Source organism: Nocardiopsis nanhaiensis (assembly GCF_054778635.1).
Genome location: NZ_BAAGZJ010000015.1, coordinates 1 through 15,501, shown reverse-complemented (window position 1 = coordinate 15,501; position 15,501 = coordinate 1). Strand labels below are relative to the sequence as shown.

Genomic DNA, 15,501 nt, shown 5'->3' with positions numbered 1-15,501 from the left:
GGATCGGGATCCGTTTCCATACGGGCCTTGACGGCGTTCGCGCTGATCACACTGGTTTCGACCGCGCGGGATCCGGTGGAGGGATCATGGAAAAAATTCTCGCCCGCCCGGGTAGGACTCGGACGGGGTCCAAGCGGGAGCCGGATGCGGGAGTCACAGGCAGCGGCCGGACCCGGCCACAGGAACCGGCATCCGGTGCCCATAAGGCGGTCCCGCGCGCGGCGGGCACCGGACAGCCCGGATCGTCGGGCCGCGCCCCGTGAGTGGAGACCCGTCCCGGGTTACCGTGCCCCTATGCGCTGGTCACTCCACGCCCTGCTCTTCGGCCTGCTGACGCTCGGGGCGGTCTTCGTCCTCCTGTCGGGGGAACTGCTCGTCGGCATCGCCGGGATCATCCTGTTCGGGGTGGGCGGCGCGGCGTACCTGTACCAGTCGTTCCCCTGGGGCAGCGCCCTCCCCGCCCCCGGCGGAAACCGGGACCGGGGCCGACCGGTCCACGGGACACTGTCGGGCGCCCACCGGTACACCCCGTACACGTCGGGCCTGGTCTTCCCCGCCCGCCGCCGTTCGGTGCTCCTGCCGCTGGCGGCTTCGCTGCTCTTCGTGGCACTCGGGGTTCTGATGCTGCTGGTCGTGGGGACGTGGGAACCGGCCGACTACAGGGGCACTCGGGTCGGACCGGTCGGGCTCACGGTGGCAGGGGTCCTCTCGATCGTCTTTTTCGGCGCGTTCGCCGTGGGGGCCGCCGGAACGCTCGTGCGCCCTGGCGGGATCGCGCTGCTGCCCGAGGGCGTGTACCTGCTGAACCCGGCCGGCCGCGCCTGGGTGCGCTGGGACGACCTCCACCGTGCCTTCCTCTCCGCCCAGGGCGGCTTTGGGTCCTACGTGGGACTGCAGGCCCGTTCCCCCGATGCCATAACGCTGACCGGTCTGAACCGGTGGGCACACGGCATCAACCGCCGCCGGTACCGAATGGACGCGGGATATTCGGCCGAGCGACTGGGCGGTGACGGCCGGGAGCTGCTCGCCTGCCTCGAACACCACGTCCGCTCGCCCGAGGCCCGCCCCCGGCTCGCCGACCCGGGCTACGGCCAGGGGTAGACCGCGCTCCTTTCCGTCTCCCGGGTCTCACTGCCTGAGCAGGTAGGGCCGCACCAGGGCGCCCGCGACCTCGTCGGGGTCAGCCCACACCTGCACCGGCATCCTGTGTGTACACACCGGCGCCGGGGCCAGCTCCAGCCGCCTGGGCGCCGCCACCAGCACGGGCCTCGGTTCGGTGCGCGTGGGTGCACCGATCACCTGCGCGCTCGTCCAGGCCACCGCCGAGGCGAACACCCACCACAGCCGCGAGGCCATCGATTCCCTGGGCTTGCGGTGCCTGCCACCGCTAGAGTTCTGCATGGTCTGCCTCCTGCTCACTTCAGGGGGTTGATCAGCCCGGGCCGATGGACCCCATATCCACCGGCCCGGGTGCACTGCGTCTCTGCCGGGTGCGTGCGAAGAGAGTGCGCGCGGGTGTCCATGGCCCCTGTGCACCGAAGCTGCGCTTCCCACCGCGACTACCTGATCTCGCCACACGCCCGTGTTCTCAGCTGGCCAGCTCCAGCCCGCTCTCACCCAGATCCGGCTCCCGGTCCAGACGGATGATCGCCCGCAAGTGCAAGGGCAGACCGCGCCGCCCCTTTCGGCGCGTTACATCCAGAAGCTCATAGAGGAGTTGCCATCATGACCCACAGCCAGAACGACACTCGCCCCAACATCGCGGAGATTGCTCAGCGGCCGTTCGTGAAATCGTCTTTCTCCGGCGGCCAGGGCTCCTGCGTCGGTATCAAGAGATTCGGCACCTGGACCGTTGTCGGCAAGCACGAACTCGGCGCCGACAGCCCGACCCTGATCTTCCCCAACAGCGACTGGAACGAGTTCTGCACACGGGTCGCCCGAAATGAGCGGGCCTCGGCCGGTGAGGTGAGCGCAATCTTCACACCGGAGGGCGGCTTCACCCTCACCGAGAGCACCAACGAGCAAGCACCGACCATCGTCTACGACAAGGCCGAGTGGGATGCCTTCAAGCTCGGTGCCCAGGCAGGAGAACTCCGCGGCGCCTACCCCCAGGGCACGCTCGTCAGCTGAAGGTCAGGCTCACGGCGCGTCGGTACGCCCTCGCTCCAGTACCAGATCCGGGTGGATCTGCCCGGAGGCGAGCCGGTGGGCGGTGTCGCTGAGACCGGCGTGCTGAGCCCGCGCGAACCGGCGCAGAGCCTGGAAGGCCTGCTCCATGTCCACACCCCCCGCGTGGGCCAGGAGCCCCTTGGCCTGCTCGATGGTGACCCGGCTGTTGAGTGCGCCCTGGAGCTGTTCGGTGAGCACCTCCCGGTGGCGGATCGTGCGCTCCTGGAGGATGCCGATCGTGGCGATGTCGGCCAGCGCCCGCGCCACCCTCGCGTCCTCGGCCGACAAAGCACCGGAATGCTGGTTGAACAGGTTCAGCGAGCCGATGAGGTCGCTGCGCAACCGCAGCGGAACAGCGTGCACGGACGCGAACCCCTGTTCCCTGGCCTGGGGTGCGAAGACCGGCCAGCGGCCCGTGGCCGCAGCCAGGTCGGGGGCGGTGACCGGCTCCCCGGTCCGGAAGGCGTCCACACAGGGGCCCTCGTCGGTCTGGATCTGGAACAGCTCCAGCAGGCGGGTCTGCTCGTTGGAGGAGGCGACCAGTTGTAGGCTGCCCCGCTGGTCGGAGACCATGAGCCCCGCCGCGGCGACGTTGAGCAGCTCCACGCTGTGCGCGGCGAGCTGGTGCAACACCTCGGGGACGTCGTAGTCGTCGACCAGGGTGTCGGCCAACTGCACGAAAGCGCCCACCAGATCTGTCTCTAGCCGCTCGCCGGAAGGTAGTGGGTCGTTCATGGGCTTGCCTCTTCCCTCGCTCCGGGTTCGACGGTGCTCTTAGTCGGTGGCTGCTGTCGTGGCCCGTGTCCGTGCTGTCACGCCCGCTCCTCAAAGGTCGATGTCGAGCGGGGCGATGCGGCCGGAGACCAGGTCGTCGGCGATCTCGTCCACCATGCGGCCTACGGAGAAGGCGTGGGCCCGCAGTTTGGCCAAGGCCTGTTCTGCCGGAACACCCAGACCCGAGATCAGTATCCCGGTCGCCTGGTGCACCTGCGCCCGGTCCAGCGGCAGTGCCACGACCCACTCCCCCTGGAGTGAGTCCACGCGCAGGGCGAGCAGCGCCAGCGTGGCGATATCGACGATGCGCAGCGCCGTGGTCACCTCTTCGGCGGACAGCCATCCGGGCTCGCTTCGGTAGAGGTCCAGGGCCCCGATGGCGATCGCTCCGCGCTGCAGCGGAAAGGCGAAGACCGCCCCGACCGGGTGGGCTCTGATCTCGGTGGCGAACACCGGCCAACGTGCCCCCGAGTCAGCGGCCAGGTCGGGGACCAGGATCGGTCTGCGGGTCGCGTACGCCTCGAACGACGGACCCTCGCCCAGACTGCCCTGCAACCGCTGGATCTGATCACTTTGCTCGTCGCTGCCGTACACCGCCTCCCTGGTCCGGGCACCGCCCACCAGCGAGATCGAGACACCGTCCACCGGCAGCAGCTGTGCGCACACCTGCCCGACCAAGGCCAGCACGTGCGTTCCGCCCGTTCCCTCGCCGAGTGCCGAGGTGACGGCGGACCACAAGCCCTGGAGGGATTCCTCCGTGTTTTCGGGAGCGTTCACTGGCTGGGCACCGCTTTCCCTTCTCGTCAGTGGGAACGGCCGCGGCCGACACCTTCGGGGCAGGGCTCCCGTTGGGGAAGGAGCAGAGCGCCGAGAGCCGTTCCGTCTCAGCCTGTCACAGGGTGTGCTGGGACGGATCACGTTGCGCGAACACTCCCTGCCATGTTGGGGCGGGCCGCTCCTAGGCGGGTCTCGCGAGGTCCACGGGACCGGAGATGTGTCCGGTCCCTGTTTCCGCAATGGCTCTCGGGCCGACCATCCCGCTGCACCAGCGGAGCGTCGTCTCAGTCAACCGGGTCCCCCGTGTCCAGAGTGAGGCGTCGGCACACGACCTCGTGTGCCACCGCCGAGACGGACTCGCCGTTGGCGAAGGCATGCCCGTGCAGGCGCGCCAGGGCATCGCCGAGTGAGAGGCCCAGGTGCACCGAGAGCATGCCCTTGGCCTGGTACACCTCGTTCTGGTGTGTCGGAGGGAAGCCGTCCCCGATGGTGTGCCCCTCCCCTCCGCTGCTGTAGCTCAGCAGCAGGACGCTGATCGTGTCGGCCAACAGCAGCGCGTCGCCGAACTGGTCCGCGGTCAGGGCTTCGGCACGGTCCCGGTGCACCTCGAACACGCCGATGGGTGCGACGGCGGACCGCAGGGGGAAGGCGAACAGCGACCCCACACCCAGGTCCGCCGCGGTCGCTCCGAACAGCGGCCAGCGCACGTCCGGGGAGTCGAGGTCGGAGACCAGGACGGGGGTGCGGCTGGAGTAGGAATGGACGCTGGGCCCTTCGCACAGGATGGTCTGCAGGTCTTCCAGTCTCAGGCCTCTCTCGCTGGTCGAGAACACCGACGTGTCCGGTGCACCGCCGACTCCGACGGAGACGGCCGCGCCATCCACACTCAACGTCACCAGTGCGTCCCGGCACGCCACGGGGACGGAGACCAGAGCAGCGATCCTCTGAGCTTCACTCACCTACTGCTCCCAGCCTCGGGTCCTGCGAAAAGTCCCGCGTACTGCCATGCGCGACCACCGTCGCCGCATCCCCCCGTCACCCGCGTCGCGGGTGCGTGTGCCGTTCCGCTACCCGTCAGAACATGTCTCACGCGTGTCCGGGCACCGAATCGGGCCCACTGAGCTGTGCTGATACCGGCACCGGACGAGTACTCGACAGCCCTGCTCCCCAGTGCGCCCGAGATCCTCGAGCACTACGCGCCCGCGAAGCGGCAAGCCGGAGACCGGGCCGGACCCCGTTGACGGTCAGCCCTCAGCGAGGATGTTCGAGCGCAGCCGACTCAGGATCGCTGTGAGGATCCGGGAGACCTGCATCTGGGAACACCCCAGGAGGCGCGCGATCTCCAGCTGCGACAGCTCGTCCCAGAAGCGCAGGGCGACCACACGCTGTTGTCTTCTTGTCAGGCCGACGATCGCGGATCTCAGCGTCACCCTGTCAGCGACTGATTCGAGCTCGCGGTCCGTGCCTCCGATGGCATGGCCGAGCGGTTCACCGTCCTCTTCACGGTCCGCTCCGTTAGGGGTGTCGAGTGAGAGCGCCGAATAGGCCGAGGCCCCGTTGAGGAGTTCACCGGTGGCCTGTGCGTTCAAGCCGAAGTGGGAACCGATTTCGTCCTGCCGCGGTTCGCGGGCGTTGTGCTGGATGTACTCGGCGATGAAGCGGTTCAGCTCACTGCGGCGGTCCCGGCAGGAGCGGGGGGCGTGTACGGCCCAGTGGTGGTCCCGGAAGTGGCGTTTGATCTCGCCGGAGACGGTCGGGAGCAAGTAGGACAGGAACGGTTTGTTGTGGGAGGGGTCGAATCCTGCGATGGCTTTCATCAGGCCGAGAGAGGCCACTTGGTGCAGTTCCTCCGCATCGACACCGCGGTTGCGGTACCGGTCGGCTTCCCGTAGCGCCGCTGGACGGTAGAGCTCTACGACCTCGGCCCGAATCCGCGAGGCGGACTCGCCGTCGCGGGGTAGCTCCCCCAGCTCAGAGAGCAGGGCTTGCCCGCTCCACTTCTCGGAGGGCTTGCGCGGTGTCGGCACAGGGTTGCGCGCCATGGTCTGCGTATACGACATGCCGGTCCTTAACTGACCCCCGAGCGCTCGTTCGGCTCAGGAGGTCGCGTTCCGGGTCGAGAGGGGTCCAGAGGACCCGCTGTCTGATCGACCCGGTATTCGGAAGGCCGCGCTGTCGGACCACTATCGAGACTACCCCGTCGTCAACCTGCTCAAAAGCCACCGGCTGAGACCCGCGGCGCTCCTCGGAGGAGTTGGTCATCGGGGTGGCCAACGTGCCCTGGCTGTACTGACCACAGAGGTTGAGTACAGCTCGGGTGTGGTTTGAGAGCAAGAGAGGGCCTCCGACATAGGTGTGAATCGACGAAGATCAACACCTGACGTAGGTCAGGAGGCCCTCTTGGCTTGTGTCAGGTGGGGTGGGTGCACCTAACCTCCGTGGTCAGCACACCCCGGGCCTTCACCGTCCTCGCGCAGCCACCACTGTTGCCCGGACACTGTCGCGACAGCTCGGTGAGGTCGACGCCAACAGCTCGCGGACTCAGGCGTCGGCGGAGTGCAGGACGTATCCGGCGTGGTGGAGGACACCGTGGTGGTACTGGCCGAAGGCCCAGAACCCGGTGTCGTCGAGGTAGGTGATGCGATCGCTGTTGAGCCAGAAACGCCCGGTGTAGGCGTTGGGGCGCCCGTTGCGAGTCTCGGTGTACCGGCCATCCCACTGCAGATACTGCGTCATGTCGCGCCGGGTGTCCGTCCACGGGCCCAGCCGGGGATCGCCGGGGTCGAGCCCGTCCGGTCCTGAGGGCCTCGTCGGCTCACCGTCGATGGCAATGAGCTCTCCTTCGACGGCGACGGCGAGGAGATCTCTGGGCTGGACTACCAGCATCCTTGTGATCTGGGTGCTGCGGACCTTGCCGTGTACCACTGCGAAGGTCGCGGGCCTTCCGGGTGTCAGATCGAAGGCACTCGGTGCCGGGGGCTCCGGATCCTCGAAGACGGAGTGCACCAGCAACGGCACGACCGAAGCACCGGTGGCATCGATCAGCCGAGCCGAGTCCGGCGAGACCTCGTGGGACGCGACCCGTGTACCTGCCACGTGCAGATCAGCCTGAACGGTCTGCTCGGGGCTGGTGTGGACCCGGGCGCCGGCGATGATCAGCGCAGAAGTCAATGTTCTCGATGCCTCCTCAGCTCAGCACCGTCCGATGTCGCGGCCGGGGTCTCCGTGCGCTGCGCGGTCGGGCCGCCTTCCGTCGGGCGGTGGTCGGTGTGGGCCCATCCGCTGAGGAAGGTCAGAGCCTGTGCGGATCGGGAGTGTGGTTCGGCCGTGTAGGTGATCAGAGTCTGGTCTGCGGTGCCTCGCACGTCGAAGACTTGGAAGTCCAGGCAGAGTTCGCCTGCTATGGGGTGGAGGAACTCTTTCCGACCGGAGCGCTGGGCGCGAACGCGGTGGGTGGACCACCAGTGCCGGAAGTCGGTGTCCTTGATAGATAGTTCTCCGACCAGGCGGGCCAGTGCAGGGTCGTCCGGGTAGCGGCCGGCATCCATCCTGAGGTAGGCGACGCATTCCTGGGCCACTTTCTCCCAATCGGTGTAGAGCCCGCGGACTCCCGGGTCCAAGAACGCCAGTCGGATGTGGTTGCGATGCTGCGGAGCGAGGACACCGAAGTCCGTAAAGAGCGCTGTCCCGAGAGTGTTCCAGCCGATGATGTCCATCCTCCGGCCCAGCACGAGGGCGGGCACTCCGGTCATGCTGTCCAACAGCACTCGGGTGGCGGTGGAGACGCGCTGTGCGCCGCTTGCCGACTTATTCGTGCGTGAAGTCGGCCCGGCGGCGTCGGCCGCGCACCGCAGTAGGTACTCTTCCTCGTCGGCACGCAGGTCGAGTGCGCGTGCGAGGGCTTGGAGGATCTCTGGTGATGCGGATTTCGCTCTGCCCTGTTCAAGGCGCACGATGTAGTCGACGCTGACACCTGCCAGCATGGCCAGTTCCTCACGCCGCAGCCCTGGTACGCGGCGGTGGCCGGAACTCGGCATGCCTGCTGCCTCGGGGCTCACCTGAGCTCGGCACGATCGCAGATAGTCACCCAGCTCGGTCATAGAGCCCTCTTCCCGTGGAGCCCTCTTTCAACGCACACACCCTCTCCCCGCCTTCCGTCCGGAGGTGACGGCTGTGGGCCGTCACCTCCGGACGCGCATCGCGTACACGTGTCCTCTCAGACCAGCGCGTCGTCGTGGTCTGTGGAGACTGCCAGGTCCCGCCAGGTCTCAGACTCCGTGCGCAGCTGGGTGATCTTAGTCCCCAGCTCCTGGAGGCAGTCGCTGCCCAGCTGAGCGCGCAGCGGCGGAGCATCGGCATCGGCAAGGGCCAGGAATGCTGCGGCGCCCTTGACGGGATCCCCGGGCTGGGCATGATTCAGACCGGGAACTGCTCCGCGAACCGCGCCAGCGGTGTTCGCGTAGTCATCGATCAGGGCATCCTCGGTGTGCAGGCTGCGGTCATCGAGGAAGTCAGTGCGGAAATAGCCCGGCTCGACCACGGTCACCGCGATGCCCAGCCCTGCGAGTTCGGCGTGCATCGCCTCAGAGATCCCTTCAACGGCGAACTTGGTGGAGCAGTAGATCCCGAACCCTGCTGAACTGCTGAAACCGCCGAGCGAGCTGACGTTGAGGATCCTGCCCGAGCGCTGGGCACGCATGACCGGCAGTACTGCGCGGCTGACGTTGAGCAGGCCGAAGACGTTGATGTCGTAGATCGCGCGGACCGCGGGGTCAGAGGACTCTTCTACCGCGCCAAGCAGGCCGCGACCAGCGTTGTTGACCAGGACATCGATCGCGCCGAAGGTCTCGACCGCGGCGGACACCGCTGTGCGTGCCTGCTGCTCGTCGGTGACGTCGAGTGCGACCTCGAGCAGGTGGCCGCCGGAGCCGGGCAGTGCATCCGTGATGGCCTGGGGGTTGCGCGCAGTGGCCACGACGTTGTCGCCGCGATCCAGTGCCTGACGGGCGATCTCCAGGCCGAAGCCGCGCGAAGCGCCGGTAATGAACCATGTCGTCATGAAGTACTCCTTGAACCGAAAAGACTCAGGCGTCCTGATGTGCAATGTCTTGCGGCGGTGTCTTTCATGCTGGTCGCTTCCAGGAGGCTCTTCCAGGGATAGATGTACATAGGAACAGCCGTGCCCCTGTGGCCCTCCGCCGGACTTACCGATGGCGGCGGGCCATGGAGCTGGAAGAGCCGGGTCCCCGGGTCAGGCTCCGCGCAGGACCTCGATCGCCGGGTACGCGGTCATGCCATCAGGGCCGGATTCACGGAGGTTGCCGGACTGCTTGCATCCGCCCCATGGCGCTGACCAGTCGAACGCGACATCGTTGAGACCGCACAGGATCACGGATTAGGAGCAGGAGCCAGGCTCAACCCAGGAAGCCGTGGTTCCCCGCTCCGAAGCTGGTGCGCAATAAAACCTGTCCACCCATTCGAATAGTCCTACGAGCGGCCCCGATCGCTACCGGAACTCATACGGAGTGGGGGTCTTGGGCGTGCTGTGACCTTCTCGGCCAGGAGCAGCATGGCGTGTGCGGAGGGCGAGTCGGGTTCGGTGTCATAGACCATGAGTGTCTGGTCTGCGTCGTCACCGGGTGTCAGCGCCTGATAGGTGATCGTGAGGTCACCGACGAGCGGGTGATGATAGCGCTTGGCCCCCGTGCTGCGCTGGTGCACGTGATTGCGTGCCCACAGGCGCCGGAACTCGCCGCTCTGGATCGACAGCTCGCCCACGAGCTGCCCTAGATCGGGGTCCTTCGGGTACCGGCCCGCGTCCATGCGAAGCATGGCGGCCGTGTCAGCCGCGACCTGCTCCCAGTCCGCGTAGAGCTCACGGGCGTGCGGGTCGAGGAACACGAACCGGGCCTGGTTCCGCTCGGCCCGAGGCATGCTCTCGAAATCAGCGATCAGAAGCGCGGCGAGCCGGTTCTGTCCCAGAACGTCCAGCCTGCGCCCGAGCACGAAGGCCGGTCGGAGCGCAGACTCGAGCGTCCTGATCAGGTCCTGCGTCGCCGGGTGCAACCGCTGCGGCCTGGCTGCCCGTCGGCGGCGTGCCGGTGCGGGTCTGGCAATCGTGTGCAAGTGAGCGCGCTCGGCCTCGTCGAGTCGGAGCGCGTCAGCCATGGCATCGAGCACTTCCGGGGATGCGCTCTTACTACGGCCCTGCTCCAGGCGCGTGTAGTAGTCCACACTCACACCAGCCAGCATCGCGAGTTCCTCGCGCCGCAACCCTGCCACGCGTCGCCGCCCGGCATCGACGATGCCGACCTGCCCCGGTGTGAGCCGACCGCGCGCCGCACGGAGGAAGCCGGCCAGGCCAGGCTCGAATTGATCGGACATGACTCCATTATCCAAGCCGACACCGCGTGGTTCGAGGGCGGAAGGGTGCCCAATCCGTCCTAGGAAACTCCGGGCCTTCACCGTCCTCGCGCAGCCACCAATGATCGGGATGCCGCGGATTCTGCGGCAAAGCCCTGACACCCCTTCCGGAAGGAAGCCACTGACATGTCTGTTTGGATGATCACCGGTGCTGCCCGAGGTCTCGGCCTCGAGACCGCCCGCGCCGCCTTGGACGGAGGCGAGCAGGTCGCCCTGGCCGCGCGCCGCCCCGAGAACCTGCCCGAGGATGTCCGCGACCACCCGAACGTGCTTCCGGTTCGGCTCGATGTGACTGATACGGCGCAGATCGTCACGGCCGTGAACGACGTCGTCGACCGGTTCGGCACCATCGACGTACTGGTCAACAACGCCGGCCGCGCCCTGCTCGGCGCGCTCGAGGAGATCACGGACGTCGAGGCACGGTCCCTGTTCGACGTGAACGTATTCGGCCTGATCAACACCACCCGCGCGGTCCTGCCGCTCATGCGGAAAGCCGGTCGGGGCAAGCTCGTCCACATCGGATCCCGCTCCGGTTTCGAAGGCGAGCCGGGCGTGAGCATGTACTCCGCTTCCAAGTTCGCCGTCGCCGGAATCAGCGAGGCCCTGGCCGCCGAGCTCGAGCCCTTCGGCATCCAGAGCATGGTCGTCGAGCCGGGAGTGTTCCGCACCGACCTCCTCGACGCCTCCTCCGTACAACGGCCCGCGGGGCGCATCGCCGCCTACGACGGCACCCCGGCCCACGTCACCCTCGATTGGGCGGACGAGGCCAACCACACCCAGCTCGGCGACCCTGTCAAAGGTGCCGCGTTCATCTACCGGATCACTTCGGGTGAGCAGCTTCCGCTGCACCTGTCCGTCGGCCAGGACGCGCTGGACCGTCGCGCCGTCGTGACCGAACGCATCGAGCGCGAGACCGCGCCGCTGCGTGAGGCATCGGCGGCCACCGCGCACACCGACAGCGAGTCAACTACCCGTGGCTGAATCCGCGGGCTTGCGGGTAGGTGCCCACCTGGCTGGTGGGAGACCTCCCGCGTCCAGCACCCTCTAGTCATCTGGAGGGTGCTGGGGCGGTTGACGGGCGGGACTGCCGTACCCGGCCACGGATGCCCTGGAGATCCTCCAGGGCATCCGTGGCCGGTGCGTTGGGGACCCGGACGCCAGCACGGTGATGGCCGGGCTGATCGACAACACCGATGTCATACAACCCACCGATATCGCAGAAGTGATCGCCTTCGCCGCTTCCGTTCCTCGACACGTCAACCTCAGCGAAATCACCGTCCTGCCAACCGCGCAGGCGGTCAGAGCCATATGCCGACCTCACGCGGAGGCATGGCCGTCTAGCACGGGCGCGCTGTTGAGCACCCCCATCAGCAGGTCCTAGTCCTCGATCACCATCAGCCTCTGCCATCGGCACCGCATGGTCTCGTTGCCGACCGCAGGAACCCCTGCTACCGTCACCTAACCATTAAAAATACTTTAAGGGGTTAGAAGTGGCTGCTGTACACCACCGCACCGTGCCCGTCGACGGGCTGAAGGTCTTCTACCGTGAAGCGGGACCGCAGGAGGCCCCGGTGATCCTGCTGCTGCACGGCTATCCCACGAGCTCGCACATGTTTCGGCACTTGATCCCGGCCCTTGCCGATCGGTACCGCGTCATCGCTCCTGACCACATCGGGTTCGGCCGCTCGTCGGCCCCCTCCGTCGATGACTTCGACTACACATTCGATGCTCTGGCCGCTGTCACATCGGCGTTCCTCGAAGCGATCGGGGTCAGCAAGTACACGGTGTACGTCCAGGACTACGGAGCCCCGATCGCCTGGCGGCTGGCCCTGGCGAACCCCGTATCGGTCGAGGGGGTGATCTCCCAGAACGGAAACGCCTACGACGAAGGCTTCGTCCCAGAGTTCTGGGAACCGATCTGGGCCTACGGCTCCGACCCGACAGAAGCGAACGAGAGAGCGTTGCGCCCCGCGCTCGGTCGGGAAGCGATCGAATGGCAGTACACCCACGGCGTGCCCGATGTGACCACAGTCGCCCCTGAGGCCTGGGAGCATGACATCGCCCTGATGGCTCGGCCCGGTGTCGACCGGGCGCAGCTTGCCCTGTTCGCCGACTACGCCAGCAACCGAGCCCTGTACCCACAGGTCCACCGGTGGCTGCTTGACTCCGGTGTCCCCGTGCTGGCCGTGTGGGGGAAGAACGACGAGATCTTCGACATCGCCGGTGCCACGGCGTTCCGCCGTGACGCACCGGACGCGCGTATCGAACTCCTCGACGGTGGTCACTTCCTTCTGGAGTCCCACCTGGACGAGGTCGTGCGGATCATCAGGGACTGGCGCGCTGCCATCTGAACCAGCTGGTGACAGGGATCGAAAACGACAAGAGAAGGAGCCGACGTGTCCGTCGGCCCAAGCTGCTCCAGCCTCGGTGCCTGTGCTTCCGTTAACGGCCGGGCCTTTACCTGGATCCTCGATTCCTCCCGACTCGTGTCAGGTTCAGCGTGTCCAGAACCGGGGGCGAGCCCCACTTCGTTGGGAGCGACAGGTCAGCACTGCTGTGCCCGTCCAGGTCGGAGGTGGTGTCGGCGTCGAGGTGTCGTTCACCGGTGGCGACGTGGACCACGACGCGGCTCATCCACAATCGCCCGGAACGCCATTCGGAGAATCCCGGAGGGCGGCACCGCCACCGTGCGCTGATGCACGGTGGGGTGCATGACGCCGACAGCGCCCGGGGCGTCAGGTGGCTACCCGGGCGTTCCTGGCCCCTTGGTCTCCCCGCGCCTCCACTCCAGGAGTCGGCGGTACGCCTCCATGCCGTCGGGCACCCAGCTCCACTCGGCGAGCCGCTGATCCAGTTCCTCCTGGGTGAGGAAAGCGTGCCACGCCACCTCGGAGGCCTGCGGGTCGACCGGCACCCCGCAGTGAACCTCATAGACCGACGACCACCAGGTGTGCTCCGGGGTCTCGTAGAGGAACTTGAACAACGGTGTGGGAGCGGCCAGGCCCGATACGCCGAGCTCCTCCTCCGCCTCGCGCAGCGCCGCCTCGTCGTACGATTCGCCCGCGCCCACCACCCCGCCGACGAACATGTCGTACAGCGAGGGGAAGGCCAGCTTCCGGGCAGTGCGGCGATGCACGAAGAGCTCCCCCGCCGTGTTGCGTGCCAGCACGAACGTGCAGCGGTGACGCAGCCTGCGGGCGTAGGCCTCGCTGCGCGGAGCCTGGCCCACCACGCGGTCGTGCTCATCCACGATGTCCAGGAGTTCGTCCGCGGAGAGCGGTGCTTGTTCTGCCATGCAGCCATCCAACCAAGAGTCCGCTGCAGGCCTCGAACCCTCTCTGGCCCCGGAAGGGTCGACCGAACAGCTACCGGTGTTTCCAGGGCGGGGCTGGCGCGGTTGGGTTACTGATCCCGCCTACCGCAAGCGCGCGGGCGTTGTGTTTCTCCGCCCCATGTGTCCTTGATGTAGGCAAATAACCTCTTTTGCACGTGCTCCCCCTGGGCTTGAGGTGCGTCTTACATGCACACGGGTCGCCCCCGCCATCCCCTGCCCCCGGCGTCGGCCCTCCAACTTCACTCACACCTGGAGCAACCTGTGTCTTTCTCTATCCGCGCCGCTGCACTTGCCGGGGGTGCCGCTCTCGCCCTGTCGCTGGCCGCTCCCGCCAGCGCCGACACTCCTGCCCCCGGCGACGACTGCGAGCGCACCCAGCTGCGCGACACCGTCGAGCTCGCCGACGGCAGCGTCCTCGAGTGCGGTTTCGAGCGGGGCGAAACCGTCCCCGCCTGGCTGGTCATCGTCGAGCCCACCGAGGAGCCGACGGAAGAACCGAGCAAGGAGCCCACCGAGGAGCCCTCGGAGGAGCCGACCAAGGAGCCCACCGAGGAGCCCTCGGAGGAGCCGACCGAGGAGCCGACGGACGAGCCCAGCGGCGACCCCACCGAGGAGCCCAGCGGCGACCCGACCCCCGATGAGTGGGCCGACTTCGTCGACCTCTTGGAACCCGCCCCGGACGGCATCCACCCGGGCCAGTTCTGCAAGAACGACCACGCGCTGCTGATCTGGGGCTACGGAGACAACGCCATCCAGTGCCAGTACAACGAGGCCTCCGAGCGCCACCACTGGGTCGAGGTCACGTCCTTCGACGACCTGATCATCGAGGACGAGGACCCCACCGACCCGAAGGACCCCAAGGACCCGAGTGAGAAGCCGGACGACGGCACGACCCCCGGCGAGGGCGACGACAAGGAAGCCCCGGCCGAGGCCGGCGCTGGCCAAACCCTGCCCGTGACCGGTGGCGCGCTCGCCGGTCTGGTCGCTGCCGCACTGGCCACCGCCGCTGCCGGCGGCGGCGCCCTGTACCTGTCCCGCAAGCACAAGACGGCCGACGCCGCGGGGGACGACGAGTAGATCCGCGCGCAAAGAAGAGGCGCCCCGCTCAACGTGAAGCGGGTTCTCACGGTGGTCGCAACACCCTGATTTCCAGGAGGTTGCGACCACCCTGTTGTTCGCAGGGGACCGTGACGACCTGCCGCAGGCAGCGGTACTGGTTTTTCACGGGGCTGGACGAGTACGCGCACCGGTGGGGGTTGAGGCGGGGTGCTGGTGGTGTGGGGCTCGGGAGGGCTGGGGTTTGTTGTTGGGTGCGGTGGTTCCCTGCTGGGGTGCAGGCTCCGCACAAGTGCGGCCGGTTGCCCCGTTTCCTGCCGCTTGATGGTGGCCGTCTCCGCTGCGCGCGTCAAGGTCGTCGCCATCGAGCGCTTCGCGCGTCATTGGCGCTCCACCTTGACCCGCTTCGCTGCGACGGCGGGTCGGCGGCTATCAGGAAACGGGGGGCGTGTGGTCGGGGAGGCGGCGGAACCGGCCTTCGGCCGGGAACTGCTCCGAGCCTGCGGCCCGGTCCGGCCGTGGCCGGCCGGGTTCCTTCCCGTGGGTCTGGTTGTGTCGGCAGGCGCGTCGCAATCCAGTGGCTGGCCGGCGACGAAGAGCCCGATCAGGCGGGGCGGGTAGCTGGGCGCGTCCCACCGGTCTGGCGGCTCGGTGGTGGGTCGGTCGGGGCGGGGTGGTTGAGGGGCCCGGCCGGGTGCGGTGTGGGCAGTGAGCCCCCCTGTTGGAGGCATTGTGGGCGCCGAGATTGCCTCCAGGGAGGGGGTTCACTGGCCCCCGGGTGCTTCTGGGCGGGGGTCGGTGTCCCGGGTGCCTCTGGGCGGGGGGGTCGGTGTCCCGGGTGCCTCCACCGGGGGTAGCGGCCGCCCCCCGGGGCGGCCCCGGTGTCCGGAACCGGCCTGGTAGGGGTGTCCGTTGCGTCCGAAACCGGTTGATCCCCGATGATCTTGCCCCTGGCTCAACCCTCGACG

General features: G+C 67.7%; 15 protein-coding genes. 5 read left to right on the top strand and 10 right to left on the bottom strand.

Going from position 1 to position 15,501, the window contains the following annotated elements:
* Nucleotides 1-294 precede the first annotated feature (294 nt).
* Nucleotides 295-1,101: a hypothetical protein gene (locus tag ACYVD1_RS09595; RefSeq protein ID WP_460770455.1), complete on the top strand. Its 807-nt coding sequence runs from the start codon at nucleotides 295-297 to the stop codon at nucleotides 1,099-1,101.
* A 27-nt stretch (nucleotides 1,102-1,128) separates the two neighbouring features.
* Here ACYVD1_RS09595 and ACYVD1_RS09590 read toward each other — a convergent pair whose 3' ends face one another.
* Nucleotides 1,129-1,401 (bottom strand): hypothetical protein, encoded by a 273-nt coding sequence (locus ACYVD1_RS09590; RefSeq protein WP_460770453.1) that lies wholly within the window; start codon nucleotides 1,399-1,401, stop codon nucleotides 1,129-1,131.
* A gap of 324 nt (nucleotides 1,402-1,725) precedes the next feature.
* On the opposite strand from ACYVD1_RS09590, the gene ACYVD1_RS09585 reads away from it, so the two are divergent.
* Complete coding sequence (locus ACYVD1_RS09585; RefSeq protein ID WP_460756060.1) at nucleotides 1,726-2,130, top strand: DUF397 domain-containing protein; 405 nt, start codon at nucleotides 1,726-1,728, stop codon at nucleotides 2,128-2,130.
* 9 nt (nucleotides 2,131-2,139) lie between these two features.
* Here ACYVD1_RS09585 and ACYVD1_RS09580 read toward each other — a convergent pair whose 3' ends face one another.
* The 8 genes from ACYVD1_RS09580 to ACYVD1_RS09545 all read right to left on the bottom strand — a co-directional run bounded on the left by ACYVD1_RS09580 (nucleotide 2,140) and on the right by ACYVD1_RS09545 (nucleotide 10,104).
* Nucleotides 2,140-2,904: a GAF and ANTAR domain-containing protein gene (locus tag ACYVD1_RS09580; RefSeq protein WP_460756057.1), complete on the bottom strand. Its 765-nt coding sequence runs from the start codon at nucleotides 2,902-2,904 to the stop codon at nucleotides 2,140-2,142.
* A gap of 90 nt (nucleotides 2,905-2,994) precedes the next feature.
* On the bottom strand, nucleotides 2,995-3,720 hold the full coding sequence (locus tag ACYVD1_RS09575; protein WP_460756054.1) for a GAF and ANTAR domain-containing protein: 726 nt from the start codon (nucleotides 3,718-3,720) through the stop codon (nucleotides 2,995-2,997).
* 284 nt (nucleotides 3,721-4,004) lie between these two features.
* Entirely contained in the window at nucleotides 4,005-4,679 is a 675-nt protein-coding gene (locus tag ACYVD1_RS09570; RefSeq protein WP_460756051.1) for a GAF and ANTAR domain-containing protein, read from the bottom strand.
* Between the two features lie 285 nt (nucleotides 4,680-4,964).
* The gene (locus ACYVD1_RS09565) at nucleotides 4,965-5,780 is read right to left on the bottom strand and encodes a sigma-70 family RNA polymerase sigma factor (RefSeq protein WP_460756047.1); all 816 of its coding nucleotides are present in this window, start codon (nucleotides 5,778-5,780) and stop codon (nucleotides 4,965-4,967) included.
* Nucleotides 5,781-6,261: 481 nt separating this feature from the next.
* Entirely contained in the window at nucleotides 6,262-6,891 is a 630-nt protein-coding gene (locus tag ACYVD1_RS09560) for an Atu4866 domain-containing protein (RefSeq protein ID WP_460756041.1), read from the bottom strand.
* Nucleotides 6,888-7,820: a helix-turn-helix domain-containing protein gene (locus ACYVD1_RS09555; RefSeq protein ID WP_460756037.1), complete on the bottom strand. Its 933-nt coding sequence runs from the start codon at nucleotides 7,818-7,820 to the stop codon at nucleotides 6,888-6,890. The genes ACYVD1_RS09560 and ACYVD1_RS09555 overlap by 4 nt, the downstream gene beginning before the upstream one ends.
* 116 nt (nucleotides 7,821-7,936) lie before the next feature.
* Nucleotides 7,937-8,779: an oxidoreductase gene (locus ACYVD1_RS09550; RefSeq protein ID WP_460756034.1), complete on the bottom strand. Its 843-nt coding sequence runs from the start codon at nucleotides 8,777-8,779 to the stop codon at nucleotides 7,937-7,939.
* A 428-nt stretch (nucleotides 8,780-9,207) separates the two neighbouring features.
* Nucleotides 9,208-10,104: a helix-turn-helix transcriptional regulator gene (locus tag ACYVD1_RS09545; protein ID WP_460756030.1), complete on the bottom strand. Its 897-nt coding sequence runs from the start codon at nucleotides 10,102-10,104 to the stop codon at nucleotides 9,208-9,210.
* 165 nt (nucleotides 10,105-10,269) lie between these two features.
* On the opposite strand from ACYVD1_RS09545, the gene ACYVD1_RS09540 reads away from it, so the two are divergent.
* Nucleotides 10,270-11,124, top strand: a complete 855-nt coding sequence (locus tag ACYVD1_RS09540; protein ID WP_460756027.1) for an SDR family oxidoreductase — start codon at nucleotides 10,270-10,272, stop codon at nucleotides 11,122-11,124.
* A 509-nt stretch (nucleotides 11,125-11,633) separates the two neighbouring features.
* Nucleotides 11,634-12,494, top strand: coding sequence for an alpha/beta fold hydrolase (locus ACYVD1_RS09535; protein WP_460756023.1), 861 nt, complete (start codon nucleotides 11,634-11,636; stop codon nucleotides 12,492-12,494).
* 392 nt (nucleotides 12,495-12,886) lie between these two features.
* Here ACYVD1_RS09535 and ACYVD1_RS09530 read toward each other — a convergent pair whose 3' ends face one another.
* Nucleotides 12,887-13,438 (bottom strand): NUDIX hydrolase, encoded by a 552-nt coding sequence (locus ACYVD1_RS09530; protein ID WP_460770451.1) that lies wholly within the window; start codon nucleotides 13,436-13,438, stop codon nucleotides 12,887-12,889.
* A gap of 300 nt (nucleotides 13,439-13,738) precedes the next feature.
* On the opposite strand from ACYVD1_RS09530, the gene ACYVD1_RS09525 reads away from it, so the two are divergent.
* Nucleotides 13,739-14,554, top strand: coding sequence for a hypothetical protein (locus ACYVD1_RS09525; RefSeq protein ID WP_460770449.1), 816 nt, complete (start codon nucleotides 13,739-13,741; stop codon nucleotides 14,552-14,554).
* Nucleotides 14,555-15,501: the final 947 nt, after the last annotated feature.